Here is a 22,851-nt window from a genome sequence, read left to right as displayed (position 1 = left end):
CGCAACGCGAATCTCGACCGGAGGCTCATCGATGCATCACGCCGCATTGCGCGAGGACGCGTCGTCGTTCCCGCCCTCACCTCGTTCATTCGACGCTCAGCAGTCCGAAACGCCAACTTCGCAGCAACATTCGATCGATGTGGTCTGGTGCAACGACCCACGACAAACGAGTGCGGGCGATCAACCTTGCCCGTCCCTCGGCATCGCGGGCGCGCTGGCCAGCGCGCGCACCGCTGCCGAGCGTAATCGCATGATCAACGGCCTCTTGCATCTGGTCGGTTTTTCGACGTTCGCCTATTTCGCATTGGAGAGCAACGTCGAGCAAGTCGAGCGGCTCTTCCTGCATGAGGCGTTCGTGCCTCCTACCTATCGCGGCGACTACGTGAAGCAAGGCTATCACGAGATCGATCCGCGCACGCTCGCTGCGCGGCGCGTCAATGCTCCGATGGTCTGGGACTTGTACCATCTGCGCGAGCAAAGCATCGGATCGAACGTCGGCACCACGGAGCATCGAGCAGTCGACGGCTTTCTGAGCACCATGCGCGACGACGGTATGTGCAGCGGCCTGATGTTCGCGATGCCCATCCCCGGCACGCGGTTGAGCGCCTTCATGAGCTTCACCGCACCGCGCCGCTCCCGGGACTGGATCACGTCCGCAACGGTCGAGCAATCGTTGTCGATTGCGCTGTCGGTCCATGCATTTGCATTGCCGCAATTGACCGCAGCCGCGCGCAGCTGTGCGGCGAACAGTTTGACGCCATTCGAGCGCGAATTGCTGATCGGTATTGCCGAAGGTGCGTCCGACAAGGAAATCGGCCGCCGCCTGGACACGAGCGCACATAATGTCGATTATCACCTGCGCAAGTTACGCAAACGTTTCGGCGTAGCGAATCGCATCGAACTCACCTACCTCACCTCCAAGCTCGAGTTGATCTGAGCGGTCACGGCAAGCAGCGGCGTTCGTACGTAAGTACGCTTGCCCGCGCCGGTCCCTACCGGCCGCTGCCGACGTCGTTAGGACTCCCAACCGTCACGTCGAGTCTCGCACCCCGCTGGCCGTGCGTCGGGCCGTCTCGCGTCGGCTCTGGTCCAGGATGGCGGCTTCCGGTGCCCAGGTCGATCGAGGACTCCGCCTATTGACACGCGCGATCTCTTCCTGGCGCGCAGCAGCGCCTTCGAACGCGCCCGCCAAGCTCAAGAACCGGTACCGCTCTGCCGTTAAGTGAAGGAGGCACGTCTTCGATCGGCCACCGGCTTTATGACTTTGCTCTAATGGTCCCCAGACAACTCAAACGCGGTATCGCGCTCATCGTTCGCTTCACCCTGGCCGTTGTACCGATTGTCGTCGGGTCGAACGAGAGCGTTGCTGCGCCGCCGCAATCTGGTCCCGAGAGTGGGCCGCTGACCGCCGACGCGCTTGCATCGATGCCGCTCGAAGCGCTCATGAACGTCAAGGTGGTCAGTACGGCGTCCCTCTTCGAGCAACCTGTTTCGGAAGCACCCGCGGCCGCCGTCATACTGACCGCCGACGATATTCGCAACTTCGGCTGGCGCAAGCTCTCCGATGCACTCGCCTCGCTGCCCGGGCTCTATGTCTCGTACGACCGGACTTATGACTATCTCGGAGCGCGCGGTTTTCGCCGCCCGGGCGATTACAACAGCCGCTTTCTGCTGTTGATCGATGGAATGCGCCTCAACGATTCCGTCTACGACCAAGCTTCGATCGGCACGGACTTTCCGCTCGACATGGATCTGGTCGAGCGAATCGAATACGTGCCGGGCCCCGGATCGGCGGTGTACGGTTCGAACGCCCTCTTCGGCGTCATCAACGTGGTGACGAAAAAGGGCGCAGCACTGGGCGGCGCCCAAACCGCTGTCTCTGTCGGCAGCTTCGGCGAAAAGCGCGCACGCGCGAGCTATGGCTGGCATGGAAGCAACGGGGCCGATCTGCTGCTGTCGGCCACGTCGTACGTCCGCAGCGGGCAAGACCTCTACTACGGCGAGTTCGACACGCCTGACCAGAACAACGGCGTGGCCAACGGACTCGACTACGATCGCGCGCAATATCTGTTCGCCAAATTCGCCTATCGTGATTTCGTGTTCAGTGCCGGCTACGGCAACCGAACGAAAGGTGTGCCGACCGCAGCCTATGGCGCCAACTTCAACGCGCCGGACAGTACGAGCGATACGCACACCTTCGCCAACGCAACCTACCGTCATGCCTTCTCGGGCAGTCTCGAGGTTGCATCCGAGATTTACTGGGAACGCTATGACTACCGCATGCCGTCGCTGTACGGAACGGCCCCGGTCGTAGTCAACGTCGATGGAGACAAAGCGATCTGGTACGGCGCCGACGTCCATGCGACTTTTACGGGCGTGCCGCGCAATAAAATCGTCGTCGGCATGAGCGTGACGCGCAACGCGAGACGCGATCAATACAACTACAACGTCGACCCGTATCAATCGATACTCGACGATCAACGCAGTTCGAACATTTTCGGTGTCTATGCGGAGGATGAGATCCAGCTTACGGATCGATTGACCTTGAACGCCGGTGCGCGGTTCGACGAGGAGAGCGTATCCGGTGCGAACGCGAGTCCTCGTCTCGCACTGATTTTCAAGGCGACAGCCGCCGATACGCTCAAGCTCGTCTACGGGCGTGCCTATCGCGCACCCAACGCATACGAGCTGTATTACACCATTCCGGGAACGGACGGCCAGACCGGCAATCCGGCGCTCAAACCCGAGCACATCACGACGTATGAGTTCATCTACGATCGCAAGGTCAGCGACTCCGGGCATGCCACACTGTCGGTCTTTCATTACGACGTGCGCAACCTTATCACCGAAGTCCTTACCGATTCCGGGATCTTCCAGTTTCAGAACGTCGATCGCGTCCAAGCCAACGGCGCGGAGCTCGCCTATGAGCAGCAGCTGGCCGGCGGTGCAACGATCCGGGCGAGCTATTCATGGCAAAGAGCCCGCAACAGCGATACCGGCGCGCCCTTGCAGGATTCGCCGCGACAGCTCGCCAAGCTCAATGTGTTCGTGCCGGTCTTTCACCATTCGGCGCGAGTCGGCGCCGAGCTACGCTGCGTATCGTCGCGGCTGGCGCAAGCCGGCGATGCGAGCGGCTACTGTCTCGGCAATCTGAGCATCGGCACGGCGCGGCTGATTCCGCATGCCGACCTGTCGTTTTCGATTTACAACATCACCGACCGGCGCTTTACCGATCCCGCCGGTCCCGGGTTCACGCAAAGCGTCATCGTGCAGCAAAGCCGCACGTTCCTCGCCAAACTCGTGTACGGGTTCTAATGGACCGCACATGAGAAGAAAGCTTGCCGCCGCCGTGTTCGTCCTCGCTATCGCAGCCTGTCTGCGTGTGACGGCACATGCTCAGGTCGATCTCTTTTCACTCGAAGCAGCCTATATCTTCAACTTCACCGCCTTCACCGAATGGCCTCCGACGCGTTCGGCTTCGACGAGTCTCGTGGTCTGCTCGAGCAACAAGGGGGAGCTGGGTGCCGCGCTCGCCAAACTCGAAGGGCGCCAGGTGGCGACGCGTACGTGGCACCTGCGCATCCTTTCGGAAGGTTCGACCGCGGCGGGATGCGACGTACTGATCGTAGATGGCAGCCCGGCGACATCGACCGCGATCAAATCCGCCTTGGGTGCGGACTCGCCATTGCTCATCGTGCGCACGCCCGACGCCCCCGAGGGTCCGTGCGTGGTCCTGCTGGTTCGCCAAGGCGATCAACTGCGCTTCGATATCGACAATAGCGAGGCAGCGCGACGCCATCTCGGGCTGAGCTCAAAATTGCTTCGGCTTGCGAGGAACGTCACATGAAGCACGTCAAGCTCGAAACGCCCAGTCCGGCGCGCGAAATGGCCCGGATCAAGACGCTGCGCGTGGGGGTCGCCTTGCTCATATCGAGCCTGGTACTCCTCGTCTATCAAGCCGTGACGCTGCGGACATCGCTGACCGAAGACGCCAACATGATTGCAGAGATGGTGGCGGACAACACGGCAGCGCCCCTGATGTTCGACGACAAGCCGGCCGCGGGCGAAGTCCTGCATTCGCTGAGCAAGGTGCCTTACGTCGAAACGGTGGCAGTCTTCAAGAGCAACGGAGCAGTGTTCGCCCGCTACGCGAAGCCCGGACTCACCGAACGCGAGCGCGGCGAAGCCACGCTCGAGCATGCACGCATGCACGCGGGGCCCTGGTCGCTCAACGATGTCATCGTCGAATCCGTAGTCCAGGTCAAAGGCAAGGCAATCGGCGAAGTCGTGCTCGTCGCCAAGACGGATGCGGTCGTCGCTCAACTGATTCACTACGGCGCGTTTCTCACGGCCGCTTCGTTGGTGGCGGTCTGGGTCGCGTTCGCGGTCACGTCGCGAATGGGCGCGCGCGTCGCACAAGCGGAGAAAGAGCTCGAGTATCTGGCGTCCACCGACCCGTTGACCGGGCTGCCGAATCGTCGCGCGTTCTACGACGAGCTCGACCGACGGCTGCATCGGCCGAGCTACGTCGGCACGCGTCTCGCACTCGTGCTTGTCGATCTCGACGATTTCAAGACCGTGAATGACACGCTGGGACACGGTGCGGGCGACGAGTTGCTCACGCGGGTCGCGACTGCGCTGCGTCAAGCCGTACGCAGCACCGATGTGGTGAGCCGGATCGGCGGCGATGAATTCGCGGTACTAGTCGAGATCAATGAAGACAAGAGCGAGGGGCACCTGGCGGCAATGCGCATCGCCCGTGCGCTCGCTCGCCCGTTCAACCTGCAACGATCGAGTATCGTGGCATCCGCGAGTGTGGGCGTGAGCGTGTTTCCCGACGACGCCCGGGAAGTCGCCGCGCTCGTCAGCAGCGCGGACATGGCGCTTTACGCCGCAAAGGGCCGCGGCAAGAACACGGCGGTCGAGTTTCACCCGAACATGACTGTCGAGGCGCGGCGGCGCGCTAGACTCGAAAGCGAATTGCGCAAAGCGATCGAGATGGATGCGCTCGATCTCGTCTATCAGCCCCAATTCGATTGCAAAACCGGCGCGCTCGTCGGCGCGGAGGCCCTCGTGCGGTGGGAGCACCCCGCCGACGGTACCGTCTCGCCGGCCGAATTCATTCCGATCGCCGAAGACAGCGATCTCATCGTCGCGCTTGGACAGTGGGTACTGCGCAGAGCTTGCCGCGATGCCGCGCATTGGAATGAAGTGTCGGCCACGCGCATTCACGTGGCGGTCAACGTCTCGGCCCGTCAGCTGCGGCAATCGGAATTCGATCATCAGGTGAAGGCGGTGCTGTCCGAAAGCGGGCTGGATTCTCAACTGCTCGAACTCGAGCTGACGGAAAGCCAATTGATGGCGAATATGGATGCGGGCATCGATTCGATGAATCGCCTTCGAGCATCGGGCGTAAGACTGTCTCTCGACGATTTCGGAACCGGCTACTCGTCGCTTTCGTATCTCCAATCGTTTCCCGTCAACAGCCTCAAAATCGACCGCAGCTTCGTTCATCCGCTTCCCGATGCGGGGCAACCCATCGTGACCGCGATTATTTCGATGGCGCACAGTTTCGGTATCGCCGTGGTGGCGGAAGGCGTCGAGCACGCCGCGCAACTTGCGTGGCTCGCCGAATCCGGCTGCGATATCGTGCAGGGTTTCCTGACCGGGCGGCCCATGCCGTTCGAGCAACTGATGAAATTGCTGGGCGATGACGCAGCCAAACCACGCGCCATCGACGACGCCGGGATGTCGCCGAAGACGTTGGCGGAATGAACGGTCAGCACGGCGACTGTTTGAACCGGGTATATCGCCGCGATAACCGCGATCGAATCTGAAAATAAAAATCGGCGCCATTTTCCGAAAACGGCGTCGTTTTGGAGTTTACGGTTCAAATCGCCGATAATAGGCCCGCGCGAACGCGTGAGCGTCTCCTTTTCAAAGCGGGATGCGAAAAGCGCTCGCTGGCATGGTCCTTTTCAATATCGACGGTTCGAACAGATGGAAGAGCTGCTTCCGCATTACGAGCGCGAGCTTGCGCTGCTCCGGCAATCGCTGCAGCAATTCGCCGCACGCTATCCGAAAATCGCCGCGCGACTTGCGATCGCGGGCGAGCACTCGGAAGATCCGCATGTCGAACGCATGCTTCAGTCGTTCGCTTTGCTGGCCGCACGCATCGACGTCAAGCTGGACGACGACTACCCCGATTTCACGGAAGCGTTGATCGAGGTACTGTTTCCGCAGTACCTGCGCTCGATTCCTTCATGCTGCATCGCGCAGGTCCGAACCGATGCAGTCTTCGAAAAATTGACCGCTCCGGTGACGATCGCGCGCGGTACGCAATTCCTCGCCAAAGCCACCGAATGCGGCTTTCGCAGCACGTACGACGTAACGCTCGCGCCGCTGCGCGTCACGCAGGGGTCCTACACCGCGTCCCCGCATGCGCCTACCGGCACGATCTTGCCTGCCGAAACGACGGGAATCGTTTCGCTCGGCATTTCGGCCACGCGCGCAGCCGCCCTGCTCAACGCCGCGGCACCGCCTCGCTTGCGTTTGCACTTGGCCGGCGCGCGTGAAGTGATCGCGACGTTGAACGATGCGCTGCATCTGAAGACGGTCGCCGCGTATGTCGAGGCAGACGGTTCGGGCCGTTGGAAGCGCATCGAGCCTTTGCCCGTTTCCGCGGTGGGGTTTGACGACGGCGAGACGCTCATCGCGGGGTCCGACGATACTCCCGCTGCACTGCGTTTGCTCATGGAGTATTTTGCGTTTCCGGAGAAGTTCGACTTCATCGATCTCGATCTGGCAGCGTTGCTGAGTACAACCGGTCCCTGCGGTAGTGTGACGGTCCACTTCGCGCTCGCCGAAATTCATAAGGACTCCTGGGCATCGCAGCGTCTCGCGAAGATCGGGGCGAGTACCTTCCAGCCGTTTTGTACACCCGTCGCCAATGTGTTCGAACGCGATGCCGCGTCGATCAAGATCAATCCGGACGTGACCGCTTATTCGCTGCTGCCGTCGTTACCGGGCAAACCGGAGGCCGAGATTTTTTCGGTCGATGGCGTCAGCACGGCGGGGCTCTCGCCCGCTCGCAGGACTGCGCTCCATCCGGTCAATTCCCTGATGCACGGCAGCGCGGAGAAGCTCGCCGGACCCTATTGGACCGTGCGTCGGGACCGATGGCGAGCCGATGCCGAGAACCGCGGCCAAACCGAACTCATGTTCGTGGGACTCGATGGCGCACCGGTAACGCCCGAGTTCCGCGAGTTCGGTGTCGATATGACCTGCACGAACGGGGATCTGCCCGCCTCACTGCCCGTCGGCATGCCCGGGGGCGATCTGCAAAGCGGAGGCAGCGAATTGGGACGCAACGTAGCGATGTTGTCGCGGCCGACGCAGCCGGTGCGCTTGCCGCGCGGCGATGGCGCATTGTGGCGGCTCATCGGTCAGATGACACCTCATGCGCTGCAGTTGAGTCAAGCGGGGCTCGAAGCGTTCAAGCAGCTCTTTCGGCAATTCGCGACGCTATCGCAGTCACAGGCGCCACATATCGACGGCATCGTGTCGCTGGACTACCGCCCGACGATGCAGTGGATCGCGATGGAACCGTCGCCCGCATTCGTTCGGGGCATCGAGATCACCGCGACCGTCGACGAGCATGCGTTCGCATCGAGCAGCCTGCGTGTTTTTGCGGGTGTGATGGACCGGTTTTTTTCGCCGTATGCACCCGCGAACAGCTTCGTACAGGTAGTACTGGTATCGAAAAACATCGGCGCCGAAATCTGGCGTTGTCCGCCACGCGAAGGTGCAGCGCCGTTGATTTGACGCTAGGGTCGTTACCCCTTGCTGGCGCCAAATGTCAATCCGACGACGAAGTGCCGCTGCATGGCAAAGAACATCAACACCGAAGGCAGCGCCGCCATGATCGAACCGGCCGAGACGAGGTTCCATGCCGTCGTCCACTGCCCCTTGAGCGCAGCGACGCCCACGGTAATGGGCGCAGCCTCGTCGCCTTGCGTCAGACACAACGCCCAGAAGTAGTCGTTCCAGACGAACGTGAAGACGAGAATGGCCAACGCAGCCAGCGCCGGCCGTATCAGCGGCAATACGATGCGAAAAAACACCGTCCATTCTCCGGCGCCTTCGACACGCGCAGCCTCGATCAATTCATAAGGCAACTGCTTGATGAAATTGCGCAGAAACAGCGTGCAAAACCCGGTCTGAAACGCGATATGAAAGAGCATCAATCCTTCGACGGTATTGAAAAGCCCGAACTTCAGCGTCAGGTCGCGCACCGGGATCATCAACACTTGCACGGGAACGAAATTCCCCGCCACGAAGGCGGCAAACAACAGCGTATTGCCGCGAAAGCGATAGGTCGCAAGCGCGAAACCGGCCATCGAGGCCAGCGCGATCGAGCCCACCACGGCCGGCACGGTGATCAGCACGCTGTTCCAGAAGTAATGCAGCATGGGCGAGGTCGTCAGCGCTTCGCTGTAGTTGCCGATCAGCGAAATATGCTTCGGCCATCCCCAGTAATTGCCCTCGCTGAGCTCTTCGGACGAGCGCACCGACGTCATCAGCACTGCAAGCATCGGCAGCATCCAGATCACGAGCGCTATCGGCACCGAAATCTTGTAGAACCGTCGCGGCAGCGGCTTCCATTTGTCGACAGGCAGCGGATACATGAACTTCTCCCTCTACTGCTCGTTACGCAGCGTACGCCGCAACTGGTAAATGATGTAGACCAGCATGATGGCGAAAAGCACCACGGCGATCGATGCCGAATAGCCGAGCCGATAATATTTGATCGCCTGGTCGTACATGTAATAAGCAAGTACGGTCGAACTCTCGAACGGCCCGCCGCCCGTCATGACGGCGATGAGATCGAAACTGCGCAGTGCACCGATCACGGTAACCACCACCGCCATGAATGTCGTCGGCCGCAGTTGGGGGAGCACGACGTGCCAGAGCAGTGTCCAGCCGCGCGCGCCCTCCATTCGCGCCGCTTCGAGTTGCTCGCCGTTCAGCGTCGTCAGCCCGGTAAGGTAGAGAATCATGCAGTACGAAGTCTGCGCCCACAACGCGGCGATCACGATGCCGAACGTGGCATACCGCGCATCGCCAAGAACGGGCACGCCGTGCCCGATCATCAGCGCGAGCAAGCCGAACGTCGGATCGTAGAACCACGAGAACATCAGCCCGACGACGACACCGGACAACACGAACGGCGCGAAGAACAGCGACTTGACGACGCGCATCCCTGCCACGCTCTGATTCAGATACAACGCAACGGCAAGCCCCGCCGGCGGCGCGAGCAGAAACATCACGAGCCAGATCACGTTGTTCTTCAGCGCGGTATAGAAAGTCGGCGCATGGAACAGCTCGATGTAATTGGCAAGCCCGACGAATACCTTGTCCGACATGCCATCCCAGTTGAACAAGCTCAACCAGATCGTCGACGCAATCGGCCATATCACGTAGACGCCGAACATGAGGCAAGCCGGCGCGAGGAACGATAGCGCGGCACGTCGCTGGCGGCGCGCCGTCGGCGACAGTTTGCGCCCCCCCTGCCGGCCGGCACCTCGCCGGCTTGCCGGCGGTTTGCCGGCCGGCATGGAAAAATCCGCGCCGTCTGGCGCGGCGCGCAAATGCTCGTGGGTGGCTGACTGCGGCACGGCAAGGCCTCCAATGCGTTTCGGCGTTTCGGCGTTTCGGCGTTTCGGCGTTTCGGCGTTTCGGCGGCCGACTACGGCCGCCGCCTGCCCTTACTGCTTGTAGATACGCTTGCGCGTCTGCTCGAGCTGCGTGAGCACGGCATCGATCTGCGTCGGATCGGACACGAATCGCTGCATGCCTTTCATGCCTTCGTCTGCCATCTCCTTCGTCATATCGCGATCATAGAACTGTGCAATACCGCCCTTCGTATTGGACAGAATCTGAAAGCCGATCTTCGAAATCGGATCCTCCGGCTCGGGCGATTTGCTGTTGGCCGACAGCGAACCCAGTCCCTTCGCGAGTCGCGCGCCGTTCTCGGGTGTCTCCACGAATGCGAGGAATGCCCGCGCTTCGGCCTTATGCTTCGCATGCGCAGGAATGTGCAGCGATTCGACGGGACCATCTTCGGCGGTCGGCACGTTCGAATCGATGATCGGGAACTGGAAGTAGCTCATTTGCGGCTTGATCGACGGCGGGAAACCCGCGCTGATGAACGTGCCCATCAGCATCATTGCGGCCTTGCCCTGGAACAGGAACGGTTGCGCCGCGTCGAGATCGTACGAGAGCGAGTTGTCGATGAAGTCATGATCGTCGATGAGCTGCTTCCACGTCGTATAAACCTTCTTCACGCGCGCGTCGGTATAAGGCACTTCCCCCGCCATCAGCTTCTGATGGAACGCGTTCCCGTTCAAACGCAGATCGAGGTAGTCGAACCAGCCGGCGAGCGTCCAGGCGTCGCGGCCAGCCACGGCGATCGGCGTAATGCCGGCAGCCTTCAGTTTCTTGCAGGCATCGAGGAATTCAGGCCAAGTCTTCGGCTCGCCCGCAATACCGGCCTTTTGAAAGAGATCCTTGCGGTAAAACATCCCCCACGAGTAATACACGGTTGGCGCCGCATATTGCTTGCTCTGGTAGGACGATGCTTCTTTCGTCGAAGCATACGTCTGGTCCCAGCCGTTTTTCGCCCAATCCCCGCTCAGATCGTCGAGCAACCCGCGCTTCGCGTAGTAGGCCATGCGCTCGCCGTCATGCCAGTTCACGATGTCGGGCGCAACGGTCGTGAGCCAACCCGGCAGCTGCACCTTGTAGGCTTCCTCGTCGATGAACGCAGCCTTCACGTCGATATCCGGGTGCGCCTTCCTGAAGTCGTCGAGCGTCGATTGCCATACCGCGCGCTGGCTGGCGCCCTTGAAGGCAATGTTGATATCGAGCGTGCCTGCCTGTGCCGCATTGGCCCACCAGGACGCGGCTGTCGCCATTGCGAAAAACGCGGCGGCGACGCCGATGCGAAAACGGTTCGCGGGTTGCTTCATGCGTGTCTCCTTCATGTTATGAGAGGTCTATCGTCATCAACAGTTGCCGCCACTGCGACACATACCGCACACCACCCCGGGCTCAGCCGGAACGATACGCGCAAACGCCCTGCGGTTCGATTCGCGCACCGCCTATGACGAACGCCCCCGCTTCGACGCCCTCGACATCATGCGCACGATCGCCATAGTTGAAAACATAGGTCACGTCTGCACGGCGGCTCACTCGCACGCCGTCCGGCAGCGGCGCTGCGTTCAAACCGGCCCTGACCGCAACGTCGAGAAACAGCTGTCGCGTCAACGCTTCATCGAAGATACCCGCGCAATAATGGAAGGCACCGAGGCGCACGCACGCGGGGTGGCCGTCCTCGAACTCGGCGACGACCTCGTGCGGCGCACGTGTGTCGAGCTCGATCAGATCGCGCCAATGGCGCCCGTGTCCCGCACTGCCATCGATCTGCCGCGCCGATGAGCTCAGCATGCGCACGGCCGGCGCTGCATTGGGCCGCAGCGACTCGACCCGCCATACGCGCAGTTGTAATGCCTGAGCAAGCGGCCCGGGTGGCAAATTGCCAGGAATCTGCAAATCGACCGTCTTGGAACCGCTACGTGGGCCGATGACGACTTGCGCCCCGCTCTCGGCCAAGCGCGCGGCAAAGTCGTCGGGAACGATCGGCAGCGGCGGCACGACGATCATTCGATAACCGTCGAGCGGGGCATCGACAGGAATCACATCGACATCGAGGCCGAGCGAGCGCAACGCGCTGTAGTACTCGAAAGCGAAACGCGGATAGTGGAAGTCCGCACCTTGCGGATGCACTTCGAACAGCCACTTTGCCGGGTAGTCGTAGACAAGCGCGACCGAACGCTTGGCATCCTCGCAAGCATCGCTCTTGGCCTCGAGCATGGCGCGGATTTCCTGCGCGACACGCGCTGCTTCGCTGCCGCCGATATCGAGCCGATTGTCGGGCGTATTGAGCCCTGCGTGCATTTGCTCCTGAGCAAACGGCGCTTGTCGCCAGCGGAAATACGAAACGCAACCGGCACCGTGTGCAAACGCCTCCCAGCTCCAAAGCCGCACCATGCCCGGCAGCGGCGCCGGGTTCCAATGCGCCCAGTTGACGGGTCCAGGCTGCTGCTCCATCACCCAGAACGGCAACTTCGACATACCGCGATAGATATCGTGATTGAACGACGCGAAATCGGGATGTCCGGTGCGCAGCCAGCGCGCCTTGGTTTGCGGACCGAACCATTGTTCCTCCAGCGCGCCAAGCGGATAGCTGTCCCACGCCGCGATATCGAGATCGGCCGCAACCTTGTAATGATCGAACTCCGTGAAGAGCTGCATGAAGTTGTGCGCGATCGGCCGCCCGGGCGAATGCGTGCGAATGATCTCGACCTGCATGCGGTTGAAGCGCGCAACCTCGTCCGATGCGAAACGCCGGTAATCGAGCCGGTGCGAAGGGTTGGCCTCGGTCACCGTTGCCACCGGCGCGTCGATCTCGTCGAAGCCGCGGTACTCCATGCTCCAGAAGACGTTCCCCCACGCGCGATTGAGCGCGTCGATCGTGCCATAGCGCGCACGCAGCCATTCGCGAAAGCGGACGAGCGCGACGTCGGAATAGCTCACCACGGTCTGATGACAACCGAACTCGTTGTCGGTCTGCCAGAACGCGACGGCAGGATGCGCACCGTAACGTTGCGCCACCGCGGTACAGATGCGGCGCGCCGCCTCGTAGTACGACGGCGACGAGAAATCGTAATGGCGGCGCGAACCGAAACGGCGTGGGTTGCCGTCGGCACCGACCGGCAAGATGTCGGGATGCCGGTCGATCAGCCACTTCGGCGGCGTCGCCGTCGGCGTACACATGACGATTTGCAGTCCTGAACGATGCAGCACCTCGATCGCGCGATCGAGCCAGGTCCAGTCGTACTCGCCCGGCGTCGGTTCGATGCGGCTCCAGGCAAATTCGGCGATACGTACTCGGTCGATGCCCAGCGCCTTCATTCGCCGTGCGTCGTCTTCCCACATCGATTCCGGCCAATGCTCCGGGTAATAGCAGACTCCAAGGTGCATCCGTTCCCCCCTCAGGCGTAGTGTTCGATCGATCGCAGCGGTGCGATGGCAAAGCCGTCGTCCCCGAATAGATGGCATGCCGAAGCCGGTGCGCCAAATGACATGCGTGCACCCCGCTCGACGCGTGCGTCGCCGGCAACCTTGGCGATCAGCGTCCGGCCGTCCGGCGCATCGAGGTGTACATAGGTCTGCTCGCCGAGGCGCTCCGTGAGCACGACTTCACGCGTGAGTGCAAGCGAGGTGGCGGCGTTCTCGTCGCCGCCACCGCGCAGTGTCAGATGCTCGGGCCGCACGCCCACCGTGACCGGCTGCGACGGGACCAACGACGAGCCATCCACCGCGAGTCGCACCGTTTCTCCGGTTCCATCGATCACGGCGCTCACGCCGTCCGCATCGATCGAGGCAATCGATGCCGGCAGGAAGTTCATGCGCGGCGAGCCGATGAAGCCCGCGACGAAACGGCTCGCGGGCCGGTAATAGAGTTCGAGCGGTGCGCCGACCTGAGCGATGCTGCCGTAACGCTCCGTATCCTTACCGGCATGCAGGAGAACGATTTTGTCGGCGAGCGTCATCGCCTCGATTTGATCGTGCGTGACGTAGACGACGCTGGCCTTGGCGAACTGACGATGCAAGCGCGCGATCTCGATCCGCGTTTGCCCGCGCAGCGTCGCGTCGAGATTCGAAAGCGGCTCATCGAAAAGGAACACGCCGGGCTCGCGCACGATCGCTCGTCCGATTGCCACGCGTTGCCGCTGACCACCGGAAAGCGCCTTTGGCCGACGATCGAGCAAGGCGTCGAGTTGAAGAATGCGTGCGGCTTCGTGCACCTTGCGCACGATTTCCTGTTTCGGCGTCTTGGCGAGCTTCAGGCCGAAGGCCATGTTCTCGAACACCGTCATGTGCGGAAAGAGCGCGTAGCTCTGAAACACCATTGCGACACCGCGCTCGGCCGAAGGCACGTCGTTGACGAGTCGCTCGCCGATGCGCACCTCGCCGCCGGTCACGTCCTCGAGGCCAGCGATCATCCGCAGCAGCGTCGATTTCCCGCACCCGGACGGTCCGAGAAAAACGCAAAACTCGTTCGAACCTATCTCGAGGTTCACATCGCGAATAACCGGCGCCGCATCGCCATATGCCTTGTGAAGACCCTTCAAGGAAATGCTCGCCATCGCGTCAGCTCCGTGCTTTAATCGGTCGAAGTCGGAGATTAAGCGCTTAATCATGCCGGCACAGGAAAACGGCCATCGAGGCCGCCCGCCTTTGCCTTGTCTCCGAATTCATTGATCTAATTGGGCCCCATAGTGCCGTGCCTCGAAGCAGCTTGCAAACTCTGAACACTCATCCCAAATATTGAACACGCATGGCGACGATCAATGAAGTGGCACGTTTGGCCGGCGTAACGCCCGCCACCGTCTCCAACGTACTGCGCAAGCGCGGCCGTGTCGGCGAGCAAACGCGTCAGCGCGTGCTCGATGCCATCGACACCCTCGGCTATCGTCCGCACCTTGCGGCACGGGCACTGGCGGAGGGGCGCGGTCCCACGCTCGCGTTGATGGTCTCGAGCATTGCCAACCCGTTTTATCCCGAGTTCGCGCTCGCGGTGGAACGCGCGGCCCGCGAATCGGGGCACTTCGTCATCATTTGCAATACCAACGACGACCCGGCCATGGGCCGCGCCTATCTGGAGCAAATCGCAGGTACGTTGTCCGAAGGCGTCCTCGTCATGAACGCGAATCTCGATTTCGCCGATCTCGCGGCGACCGAAGGACGCGGCGCACCGGTCGTCCTGTGCATGTGGGAGCGTCCCGAAGCTCCGCCGCGCCTGCCCTGCGTGGCAGTCGATTTCGCATTGGCCGGACACCTCGCGGCATCGCATCTGATCTCGCTCGGACATCGAAAGATCGGCGCCATCGTCGCCAGCAAACTGTCCGGCATCCATACGCCGCGTTACGAGGGATTCGTCGCCGCGATGCGGGAAGCCGGACTCGATATCGATGCCAGCACCGTCGTTCACGCGCCCGACACGATAGAAGGCGGTTACACGGCTGCTCGCACGCTGCTCGAGCAACACCGCGCGCTCACGGCGATCTTTACGACCAATGACCTGCCGGCGCTCGGAGCCATGCACGCGGCGGCCGATGCCGGCCTTCACGTGCCGCGCGATTTGTCGATCACTGGCATCACCGACATTCATCTCGCCCGAGAATCGCGGCCAGCATTGACAACCGTCGCGGTACCGACGGCCGAGGCAGCTCAACTTGCCGTCACGTTGCTGCGCAAACTGGTCGCCAAGGGTTCGCGTGTGCCCGATGGGGAACCGGAGGTCTGCGAGACCTCCGCACCGAGGCTCGTCGTGCGCGCGTCCACGGCCGCGCCGCCCGCGAGGCGCCGCGCAATCAAGAAGAGCGTGACCGCATAGCGATGCCAACGCGTGACGCGCATCGCATCGCATTGCATGCCATGCGCTCCCTTGCTCGCACGCGTGGTGCCTGCATCAGCCTTGCCAGTTCGGCACGCATCGCTATACTTGGAAAAAATCTGAACAAACGATCTGTCCGTCCGTAACCCACGTATCCAACAGAATCCGAGGAGAGGCGCATGGGGGAGCAGCTCGAACAACGCGAATCGTTCGCATTGATGCATCAGATGGGGCTCAACGATGGCGCCATCGAACGCCGCAAGCAAGTCGTTGCCCTGGAGCCCTCCGACCTCGCCCGCATTGCGCGCATCAGGGATCTCGTGCTGCCTCGCGTCGATGAGTACTCGGCCGCGTTCTTCGAGCATCTCGCCAAATTCGACGAGGCACGTCCGCTGTTCGACAATCGGGCCTTGCTCGAGAAGGCCAAGCGTCTCAAGGCGGAACACTTGCAGGGCCTCGTATCGGGCGACTACAACAGACATTACGTGGCGCAGCGTATCGAGTTGGGCCGGCTTTACGCCGTGGCAGGGCTCGAGATGCGGTTTTTTCTCGGCGCATTCCATCAACTACTGAGGTTCATCGGCAACGAGGTCATGGCGCATTCGGAGCACGCGCCGCTCGAAGCGTTCGATGCCTTCATGTCGCTGAAAAAGGTGGCGTTCTTCGATCTTGGGCTGATCGTCGATGTACTGGTGTTCGAGCGCGAACGCATCATCCGGCAGCAACAGGAAGCCATTCGGGAACTGTCGACACCGGTCCTGCAATTGCGCGATCGCCTGTTGCTGTTGCCTATCATTGGCGTCATCGATACCTACCGGGCCCGGCTCATCACCGAAAACCTGCTCGAATCGGTGCGCGCGCGACGCGCGAAGGTGGTCGTCATGGACGTCACCGGCGTGGCGACGATCGATTCGCGCGTCGCCAACCACATCCTGCAAACGGTAACCGCGGCACGACTCATGGGTGCGCGGGTCATCGTAACCGGTATCACGGCGCCCGTTGCGCAATCGCTGGTTGCGCTGGGTATCGAACTCGACCGGCTCCTCGATACGGTCGGCGATCTGCAAGGCGGCATCGAGCTGGCCGAGCAGATCCTGGGCTACCGCGTGTCGCAAGGCAACGCCAACGAGTCGCGCGCCAACGCAACGAGCTGATACTGTGTCCGTTCCCATTCTCAAGCAAGGCGATGTACTCATCGCATCGATTCAATCGGCGCTGTCGGACCAGGATCTCGTTCAACTGCGGGACGATTTCGCCGAGAAGATCGGTCGATTGCGCACGCGAGGCGTCGTCATCGACGTCACCGCGCTCGACGTGCTCGATTCGTTCGCTACCCGCACATTGCGCGGCATCGCCTATATCGCGAAGCTGCGCGGCGCGCAGACCGTCGTCGTCGGCATTCAACCCGAGGTCGCGTTTGCAATGGTTCAGCTCGGCCTGTCGCTCGATGGCATTGCGACGGCGCTCGATCTCGAGGAGGGCCTCGCCCATCTCGGCGATACCGCGAACGGGAGCGCTGGCGATGGCGGATGAAATTCATGTGCCGATCGAGCGCGAAGAAGATGTCGTCATTGCCCGCCAGAAGGGGCGCGAACTCGCGGCGGCTGCCGGATTCTCGATGACGGACCGGACCATCATCGCACTCGCCATTTCCGAGATCGCGCGCAACATCGTCAGCTATGCGCACCGCGGTGAAGTCACGCTGCGAAAGCTCGACGACGGCGCGCGTGTCGGCATCCTGATCGTCGCGGAAGACGAGGGCCCAGGCATTCCCGACATCGAACTCGCGATGCGCGACGGCTATTCGACCGCGAAGAGCCTCGGCGTGGGCTTGCCCGGCACGAAGCGGATCATGGATGAGTTCGAGTTGATCTCCGTCGTCGGCAAAGGCACGAAGATCACGATGAGGAGGTGGCTGAGATGAACGCCGCGTCCCCGCCTAGTGAACCCATCATCGAATGGGGTTGGGCAGGGCGTGCGCTCGAAGGCGTCTCGGGCGACTTGCACGTCGTCGTTCAATTCGACGACGGCGCCGTGGTAGCGCTGCTCGATGGTCTCGGGCATGGCCATGAAGCGGCGCAAGCGGCAGGCGCGGCGGCGCCGATCATCGAGGCGCACGCGCGCGAATCCATCTTGCAAGTGCTCCAGCATTGCCACGAAGGGCTGCAGAAGACGCGTGGTGCCGCAATGAGCATCGCGTCGTTCGACGCTCGCGACAGCTCGATGACCTGGGCGGGCGTCGGCAATGTCGATGGCGTTCTCGTCCGGGCTCAACTGGACTCACACCCGCGCGATCGCGCGATTTCGACGCGTGGCGGCGTCGTTGGGTACCGCCTGCCCCCGTTGCGAGCTGAACGCCTGTCGCTATCGCGCGGCGATACGCTCGTGATGGTCACCGACGGCATACAGAGCACATTCACCGCACGTGTGCCGATTGCCTGCACCCCACAGGAGCTTGCGGAAACCATCCTCGTACGATACGGCAAGGCTACGGACGACGCGCATGTCGTCGTTGCCCGTTATCTCGGAGGGCACGCATGACGATGCAGCTCGCCGCGCTCGAAGCCGAATACCTGAGCGGGCTTCGAGCCTATCTCGAACACGAAGGAGAAGCAGGGCTCACGCATGCGTATGAGATCGGCCGGCGCGCCCTGAGCCAGGGCGTGGGACTGCTCGATATCGCTGCGCTGCATTACGCTGCGCTCGATGAGCTCGTGCTCCGTGCCCCATTGCAAGATCGGGTCCGGCTCGCGCAAGCCACGGCAGCGTTCTTCAACGAACTTCTCGCGCCTTTCGAATTGTCCATCGAAGGCTATCGCGCGGCGCTGGCGGCGAGCGAGGAGCGGTTCCAACTGGCGGTGAGCGGCACGACCGCGGGCTTGTGGGATTGGAATCCGCAGACCGACGCGATCTATTTCTCTCCGCACTTCAAGCGGATCATGGGCTATGAAAATCACGAGCTGCCCAATGAGCGCCAGGCGCATTTCGGCGCGATTCATGGCGACGACGCGGACCGCGTCGAACAGGCCCTGAGAAAGCACCTCGACGAGCGTCGCCTCTATGACGTCGAGTACCGGGTACGCATGAAGTCAGGTGAGTTCCGCTGGATTCAATCCCGCGGGCAGGCATTGTGGAACGACAAAGGCGAGCCTTATCGCATGGTCGGCTGGATCATGGACATCACCGATCGCAAGCGCGACGAGGAAGCGCTGCGCGCATCGGGAGAAGAGCTGCGCCGTCTGTCAGGGCATATCCAGCACATCCGCGAGGAAGAGAAGGCTCGCATCGCACGCGAGCTGCACGACGATCTGGGCCAGCAGTTGACCGCTTTGAAGATGGCCGCATCGATGCTCGAACATCCGGGCGGCGGCGGATACCTGAGCGCGCCGAAAGAGGCGTTCAAGGCAATGTACCGGATGATCGATCAGCTCGTCGACTCGGTGCGGCGAATCGCGGCCGATCTGCATCCTGTCATGCTCGACGACCTGGGCCTGATCCCCGCGATCGATGCGTTGATCGATGAATTCACGGCGCGTTATCGAATCAAGGTGACCCGCCATATCGACGCCGAAGCGATCGCGTTCAACCGCGAATGCAGAATCGATCTCTTCAGAATGGTGCAAGAAGCGCTGACGAACATCGCGCGCCACTCGGGCGCAACGGAGGTCGTCCTCGATATCGTTCGCGAGGAGCCGCACTGCGTCGTACGGGTTGTCGACAACGGCCGCGGGGCGGCCCAGAACGATCGGCGGGGCAGACATTCGTTCGGGCTGCTCGGCATACGCGAGCGCGCGGCCTTGCTGGGCGGCGAGGTCAGCATCCGGACGGCACCGGGCGCCGGCTTTGCGCTGACGGCCACCTTGCCGCTCGAGGCGGTGGAGGTCAGACGTGAGCTGCGCTGAGTAACGCTAAAGCAGGTCCCGCTCGCCGCCGTCATGCCACTGCGTCATCGTCACCGTGACGCCTTGACCCGGTGCCGAGCTAATGTGAAATTCGTCGACGAGGCGTTTTGCGCCTGCCAGTCCGGCACCCAGCCCTCCGCCTTTGGTCGAATAGCCGTCTTGCATTGCGCGTGCGATGTCGGGAATTCCGGGGCCATCGTCACGTGCAACGACGAAGACGCCGCGACGCTGCCCATCCGCAATCGGGTGAAACGTCAGTTCCCCGCTGCCCGCGTGAACGACGACATTGCGTGCGATTTCAGTCACCGCGGTCGCCAGCGCGGCCACTCGGGCTTCGGGGAGCCCCTGCTGCGCACCGAGTTCGCGAACGACCTGCCGCGTCCAGGCGACATCCGATTCGCCAACCACGGACACATGCACTGCAGCGCCGAGAGTGCGATGCGTCGTCACGGCAATGGCCCTGGGCAATCTATGCGACGCACTCCTTTCATATGAACGCCCTCGCTGTTTTTGGCGTGCATGCATCGTAGCACCGCCGCATCGACGCGTCGTCCTTCCCCGCCGGCACGCGGCTTGCTGGCTTGGCGTTGCCCACCGATCTGTTTCGATATTCAGCATTTCAGCATATCGGGCGATAAGCCCGGAGAGGAGCGCCCATGTCCACGCCGAAGAACGATTCGCCGCGGCACGATCCGTACGACAACGTACCCGATTCTTCGCTGCCGGCCTATTCGAACCGACACCCGCTCACGCGCGCGTTCGATTCGTTTGCGAGCGCCGTAACGCGCTGGACCGGTTCGCCTATCGCTTTCAGTATCGCTGTGATCATCATTGCGGCGTGGGGCGTGCTCGGCCCGGTGTTCAAGTTTTCCGATGCCTGGCAGCTCGTCATCAATACGGGCACGACCATCGTCACGTTTCTAATGGTGTTCCTGATTCAGCAAAGCCAGAACAAGGACAGCGTCGCGATTCATCTGAAGCTCAATGAGCTGGTGGCGGCAAACCGCAGAGCGAACAGCGAGCTGATCGGAATCGAGGACGTGTGCGAAGAGGACTTGCGGCGCATTGCGAATGCTTATCTGGCACTGGCGAAAAATGCGGGCTCGACTGGGGAAGTTCGGTCCGAGGTCGAACGTGAGATCAACGAGGCAAAAGAAAGGCCCGTGGGGAAGAACAAGTAACAGCACGACCGAGCAAACAGCACCCGGTCCGTAGATCAGACGATGGCTTTCAGACGGGAAAGGACCTCCTGTGTGTGCTCGCCGATGCGGGAGAGTGCCCGGCGCACGCCGAGGCGGCGTCCGCCCATCTTCAGCGGCAGCAACGCTATCTCGGTCGTGCCGCCGTCGTCCGTCTGCATCGGCGTGAGGCCGCCGCTCGCTTTCAGATGCGGATCGTCGAAGAGTTGGTGCGGGCGAACGATCGGTGCGTACGGAATACCGGCCGCCTCGAGCTTGGGTGTCAGGTCTTCGACGCGATGCTGCGCGAGTATCGCGCCGAGGCGTTCGAGCAGTTCCGGACGAACGGCCACGCGCTGGGCGTTCGTTGAGAAGCGCGGCTCGGCTGCGAGATCGGGGCGTTCGAGCAGTCGGCACAGCGTAACGAATTGCTTGTCGCTCACTGCTCCAATGAAAAGCTGCTCGCCTTCGGCGAGCGTAAAGACGTCGTACACGCTCCAGGCTGAAACGCGCGCGGGCATGGGCGGAGGTGCCTCGCCCGTCATCGCAAACTGCTGCATATGCTGCGAACAGAGGAACACGCAATTCTCGAAGAGCGCGCTTTGCACCTCTTGCCCGCATCCTGTGCGTTCGCGCTCGCGCAGCGCGGCAAGCACGCCGATCACGCCGAACATGCCGCCCATGATGTCGTTGACCGACGTGCCGGCACGCAGCGGGCGGCCGACCGGCCCTGTCATATACGCGAGGCCACCCATCATCTGCACCACTTCGTCGAGTGCGAGGCGTTTTTCGTAGGGGCCGGGAAGAAAGCCTTTGTGCGAAACATAGACGAGCCCCGGGTATAGAGCCGAAAGCGACGCGTAGTCGAGTCCCAGCTTGGCCATCAGCCCAGGGCGGAAATTCTCGATCATGACGTCGCAGGTCCCGATCAATTCGATGGCGGTCCGCATTCCCTCGGGCGTCGCGATATCGAGCACGACGCTCTTCTTGTTCCGGTTGAACGATCGGAAAAAGCCGATTCCGAGCCCCGGCAACTGTCGCGTTTTGTCGCCTCCCGGCGGCTCGATTTTGATGACCTCGGCGCCGAGGTCCGCGAGAATCATTCCGCAGGTCGGCCCCATGACCATATGCGTGAATTCGATCACGCGTACGCCTTCGAGCGGTAGGCGGCCGTTGCAGTGGGTCTGAGCGCTCATATTGCCTCGTCAATGCGCATAGCTGTCGGCACTGTATCGGTTCCATATCGGCGTCAAAAGCGGTATTTTGGCAGCGTTATCGTTCCGATTCGGAATGCCATGTGCCGCGCACGCGGCATCGAGGGGTCCCGTCCGATGCATGACATCGATATCAAAACGCTGCGTCTATTCGTGGCCGTGTGCGATCACCGAAACATTGCCCGCGCCGCGCAGGAGGCCCATATCGAGCCATCGGCGATCAGCAAGCGCATTGCACAACTCGAGAGCGAGCTGGGTGTGCCATTGCTGTCGCGCGCTCGCCGCGGCGTCGATCCGATGCCTGCCGGGCTCGCGCTTCTGGAGCACGCGCGAGCCGTGCTTTTCACGATGGAGCGTATGGAGAGCGATGTTGCCGCGCTGGGCGCGGGGCTGCGTGGCAGGGTCAGTATTTGCGCTTCGCCTTCGGCGATGGCCGAAAGTCTGCTCGACGATATCGCATCGTTCATGCGTGAGCCCGAGAACAGGAATATCCGTGTCGACATCGAAGAACGGATGTCGACCGATCTCGTTCGACAAGTGCGCGACGGAACATCGGCGATTGGCGTTTGCTGGGACAACGTCGATCGCAGCGGTCTGCAAGCGCAACTTTATCGGCGTGACCGGCTTGCGATCGCGGCGCATCGCGATCATCCGCTTGCGAGCAAAAGGTCGATCGATTTCGAGCAGACGCTCGAGTATGACCATGTGGGGCTGCCGCCCAACTCCTCGGTGCATACGATGCTAAGGCGAGCCGCAGCGAACGTTGGGAAGACCATAACGTACAGGGTCATCGTCGCGAACCTGGATGCCACGTTTCGCGTGGCCGCCGCGGGATTGGGCATCAGCGTCGTACCGGTGGAGGTTGGCCGGACGTATCGCCGTGCGCTCGGGCTGCGGATCGTTCCGCTGAACGACGCATGGGCATACCGGCGTTTCGTTGTCTGTTGCAAGGATTTCGATGCGTTGCAACCGCCAGCGCAGCGGTTGGTGAAGTATCTTGGAACGCGTGCGGAAGGTGAGTGAGGCTGAAAATC

The 22,851-nt window shown here is 61.9% G+C and carries 20 protein-coding genes; 13 read left to right on the top strand and 7 right to left on the bottom strand.

Translation table 11 applies throughout. The features are described from left to right. Positions 1 to 31 precede the first annotated feature (31 nt). The 5 genes from GWC77_RS17315 (at position 32) to tssF (ending at position 7,824) form a co-directional block, all read left to right on the top strand. Positions 32 to 937: a LuxR family transcriptional regulator gene (locus GWC77_RS17315; protein ID WP_173258918.1), complete on the top strand. Its 906-nt coding sequence runs from the start codon at positions 32 to 34 to the stop codon at positions 935 to 937. A gap of 488 nt (positions 938 to 1,425) precedes the next feature. Further along, positions 1,426 to 3,315 carry a TonB-dependent siderophore receptor gene (locus tag GWC77_RS17310; protein WP_173258979.1) on the top strand — a complete coding sequence of 630 codons (1,890 nt, stop codon included), beginning with the start codon at positions 1,426 to 1,428 and terminating at the stop codon, positions 3,313 to 3,315. Positions 3,316 to 3,325: 10 nt separating this feature from the next. Next, complete coding sequence (locus GWC77_RS17305; protein ID WP_173258916.1) at positions 3,326 to 3,847, top strand: YfiR family protein; 522 nt, start codon at positions 3,326 to 3,328, stop codon at positions 3,845 to 3,847. After that, positions 3,844 to 5,775: a bifunctional diguanylate cyclase/phosphodiesterase gene (locus GWC77_RS17300; RefSeq protein WP_254367014.1), complete on the top strand. Its 1,932-nt coding sequence runs from the start codon at positions 3,844 to 3,846 to the stop codon at positions 5,773 to 5,775. The genes GWC77_RS17305 and GWC77_RS17300 overlap by 4 nt, the downstream gene beginning before the upstream one ends. A 225-nt stretch (positions 5,776 to 6,000) precedes the next feature. Further along, the gene (gene tssF / locus GWC77_RS17295) at positions 6,001 to 7,824 is read left to right on the top strand and encodes a type VI secretion system baseplate subunit TssF (protein ID WP_173258914.1); all 1,824 of its coding nucleotides are present in this window, start codon (positions 6,001 to 6,003) and stop codon (positions 7,822 to 7,824) included. A gap of 11 nt (positions 7,825 to 7,835) precedes the next feature. Here the strand turns inward: tssF and GWC77_RS17290 are convergent, their stop codons facing one another. The 5 genes from GWC77_RS17290 to GWC77_RS17270 form a co-directional block, all read right to left on the bottom strand. Continuing rightward, on the bottom strand, positions 7,836 to 8,687 hold the full coding sequence (locus GWC77_RS17290; RefSeq protein WP_173258912.1) for a carbohydrate ABC transporter permease: 852 nt from the start codon (positions 8,685 to 8,687) through the stop codon (positions 7,836 to 7,838). Between the two features lie 12 nt (positions 8,688 to 8,699). Continuing rightward, positions 8,700 to 9,617 carry a carbohydrate ABC transporter permease gene (locus tag GWC77_RS17285; RefSeq protein WP_173258975.1) on the bottom strand — a complete coding sequence of 306 codons (918 nt, stop codon included), beginning with the start codon at positions 9,615 to 9,617 and terminating at the stop codon, positions 8,700 to 8,702. A 150-nt stretch (positions 9,618 to 9,767) separates the two neighbouring features. Then, complete coding sequence (locus tag GWC77_RS17280; protein WP_254367018.1) at positions 9,768 to 10,976, bottom strand: ABC transporter substrate-binding protein; 1,209 nt, start codon at positions 10,974 to 10,976, stop codon at positions 9,768 to 9,770. 136 nt (positions 10,977 to 11,112) lie between these two features. Beyond that, positions 11,113 to 13,104, bottom strand: coding sequence for a beta-galactosidase (locus GWC77_RS17275; RefSeq protein ID WP_173258908.1), 1,992 nt, complete (start codon positions 13,102 to 13,104; stop codon positions 11,113 to 11,115). 11 nt (positions 13,105 to 13,115) lie between these two features. Further along, a complete protein-coding gene (locus GWC77_RS17270; protein ID WP_173258906.1) occupies positions 13,116 to 14,273 on the bottom strand; it encodes an ABC transporter ATP-binding protein in 1,158 nt (385 codons plus the stop codon). Between the two features lie 191 nt (positions 14,274 to 14,464). On the opposite strand from GWC77_RS17270, the gene GWC77_RS17265 reads away from it, so the two are divergent. The 6 genes from GWC77_RS17265 to GWC77_RS17235 all read left to right on the top strand — a co-directional run bounded on the left by GWC77_RS17265 (position 14,465) and on the right by GWC77_RS17235 (position 19,425). Further along, positions 14,465 to 15,523, top strand: a complete 1,059-nt coding sequence (locus GWC77_RS17265) for a LacI family DNA-binding transcriptional regulator (protein WP_173258904.1) — start codon at positions 14,465 to 14,467, stop codon at positions 15,521 to 15,523. A gap of 179 nt (positions 15,524 to 15,702) precedes the next feature. Then, the gene (locus GWC77_RS29130; protein WP_217283313.1) at positions 15,703 to 16,677 is read left to right on the top strand and encodes a protoglobin domain-containing protein; all 975 of its coding nucleotides are present in this window, start codon (positions 15,703 to 15,705) and stop codon (positions 16,675 to 16,677) included. Between the two features lie 4 nt (positions 16,678 to 16,681). Further along, positions 16,682 to 17,056 carry an STAS domain-containing protein gene (locus GWC77_RS17250; protein ID WP_173258902.1) on the top strand — a complete coding sequence of 125 codons (375 nt, stop codon included), beginning with the start codon at positions 16,682 to 16,684 and terminating at the stop codon, positions 17,054 to 17,056. Next, the gene (locus tag GWC77_RS17245; protein WP_173258900.1) at positions 17,046 to 17,447 is read left to right on the top strand and encodes an anti-sigma regulatory factor; all 402 of its coding nucleotides are present in this window, start codon (positions 17,046 to 17,048) and stop codon (positions 17,445 to 17,447) included. The genes GWC77_RS17250 and GWC77_RS17245 overlap by 11 nt, the downstream gene beginning before the upstream one ends. Next, the gene (locus tag GWC77_RS17240) at positions 17,444 to 18,064 is read left to right on the top strand and encodes a SpoIIE family protein phosphatase (RefSeq protein ID WP_173258898.1); all 621 of its coding nucleotides are present in this window, start codon (positions 17,444 to 17,446) and stop codon (positions 18,062 to 18,064) included. The genes GWC77_RS17245 and GWC77_RS17240 overlap by 4 nt, the downstream gene beginning before the upstream one ends. Continuing rightward, entirely contained in the window at positions 18,061 to 19,425 is a 1,365-nt protein-coding gene (locus tag GWC77_RS17235) for a PAS domain-containing protein (protein WP_173258896.1), read from the top strand. The genes GWC77_RS17240 and GWC77_RS17235 overlap by 4 nt, the downstream gene beginning before the upstream one ends. Before the next feature lie 6 nt (positions 19,426 to 19,431). On the opposite strand, the gene GWC77_RS17230 is transcribed toward GWC77_RS17235, so the two are convergent. After that, on the bottom strand, positions 19,432 to 19,875 hold the full coding sequence (locus GWC77_RS17230; RefSeq protein ID WP_217283312.1) for an anti-sigma regulatory factor: 444 nt from the start codon (positions 19,873 to 19,875) through the stop codon (positions 19,432 to 19,434). Positions 19,876 to 20,081: 206 nt separating this feature from the next. Between GWC77_RS17230 and GWC77_RS17225 the strand changes: the two genes are divergently transcribed. Beyond that, positions 20,082 to 20,606 carry a low affinity iron permease family protein gene (locus GWC77_RS17225; RefSeq protein WP_173258893.1) on the top strand — a complete coding sequence of 175 codons (525 nt, stop codon included), beginning with the start codon at positions 20,082 to 20,084 and terminating at the stop codon, positions 20,604 to 20,606. A 35-nt stretch (positions 20,607 to 20,641) separates the two neighbouring features. Here GWC77_RS17225 and GWC77_RS17220 read toward each other — a convergent pair whose 3' ends face one another. Further along, positions 20,642 to 21,799, bottom strand: a complete 1,158-nt coding sequence (locus GWC77_RS17220; protein WP_173258891.1) for a CaiB/BaiF CoA-transferase family protein — start codon at positions 21,797 to 21,799, stop codon at positions 20,642 to 20,644. A gap of 135 nt (positions 21,800 to 21,934) precedes the next feature. On the opposite strand from GWC77_RS17220, the gene GWC77_RS17215 reads away from it, so the two are divergent. Next, positions 21,935 to 22,840: a LysR family transcriptional regulator gene (locus GWC77_RS17215; RefSeq protein WP_173258889.1), complete on the top strand. Its 906-nt coding sequence runs from the start codon at positions 21,935 to 21,937 to the stop codon at positions 22,838 to 22,840. The last annotated feature ends 11 nt before the right edge of the window (positions 22,841 to 22,851 follow it).

It is taken from the genome of Paraburkholderia sp. NMBU_R16 (assembly GCF_013282575.1).
In the GTDB taxonomy this organism is placed as follows: domain Bacteria; phylum Pseudomonadota; class Gammaproteobacteria; order Burkholderiales; family Burkholderiaceae; genus Trinickia.
Note: the sequence above shows the minus strand (reverse complement) of the source record. Positions and strands in the feature narration are given on the sequence as shown.

Coding starts and splice junctions, on each gene's coding strand:
- GWC77_RS29130 (WP_217283313.1), top strand. CDS start 15,703: ATGGGGGAGCAGCTCGAACAACGCGAATCGTTCGCATTGATGCATCAG.
- GWC77_RS17240 (WP_173258898.1), top strand. CDS start 17,444: ATGAACGCCGCGTCCCCGCCTAGTGAACCCATCATCGAATGGGGTTGG.
- GWC77_RS17290 (WP_173258912.1), bottom strand. CDS start 8,687: ATGTATCCGCTGCCTGTCGACAAATGGAAGCCGCTGCCGCGACGGTTC.
- GWC77_RS17270 (WP_173258906.1), bottom strand. CDS start 14,273: ATGGCGAGCATTTCCTTGAAGGGTCTTCACAAGGCATATGGCGATGCG.
- GWC77_RS17220 (WP_173258891.1), bottom strand. CDS start 21,799: ATGAGCGCTCAGACCCACTGCAACGGCCGCCTACCGCTCGAAGGCGTA.
- GWC77_RS17300 (WP_254367014.1), top strand. CDS start 3,844: ATGAAGCACGTCAAGCTCGAAACGCCCAGTCCGGCGCGCGAAATGGCC.
- GWC77_RS17235 (WP_173258896.1), top strand. CDS start 18,061: ATGACGATGCAGCTCGCCGCGCTCGAAGCCGAATACCTGAGCGGGCTT.
- GWC77_RS17275 (WP_173258908.1), bottom strand. CDS start 13,104: ATGCACCTTGGAGTCTGCTATTACCCGGAGCATTGGCCGGAATCGATG.
- GWC77_RS17245 (WP_173258900.1), top strand. CDS start 17,046: ATGGCGGATGAAATTCATGTGCCGATCGAGCGCGAAGAAGATGTCGTC.
- GWC77_RS17225 (WP_173258893.1), top strand. CDS start 20,082: ATGTCCACGCCGAAGAACGATTCGCCGCGGCACGATCCGTACGACAAC.
- GWC77_RS17265 (WP_173258904.1), top strand. CDS start 14,465: ATGGCGACGATCAATGAAGTGGCACGTTTGGCCGGCGTAACGCCCGCC.
- GWC77_RS17315 (WP_173258918.1), top strand. CDS start 32: ATGCATCACGCCGCATTGCGCGAGGACGCGTCGTCGTTCCCGCCCTCA.
- tssF (WP_173258914.1), top strand. CDS start 6,001: ATGGAAGAGCTGCTTCCGCATTACGAGCGCGAGCTTGCGCTGCTCCGG.
- GWC77_RS17285 (WP_173258975.1), bottom strand. CDS start 9,617: ATGCCGGCCGGCAAACCGCCGGCAAGCCGGCGAGGTGCCGGCCGGCAG.
- GWC77_RS17215 (WP_173258889.1), top strand. CDS start 21,935: ATGCATGACATCGATATCAAAACGCTGCGTCTATTCGTGGCCGTGTGC.
- GWC77_RS17310 (WP_173258979.1), top strand. CDS start 1,426: ATGCCGCTCGAAGCGCTCATGAACGTCAAGGTGGTCAGTACGGCGTCC.
- GWC77_RS17280 (WP_254367018.1), bottom strand. CDS start 10,976: ATGGCGACAGCCGCGTCCTGGTGGGCCAATGCGGCACAGGCAGGCACG.
- GWC77_RS17305 (WP_173258916.1), top strand. CDS start 3,326: ATGAGAAGAAAGCTTGCCGCCGCCGTGTTCGTCCTCGCTATCGCAGCC.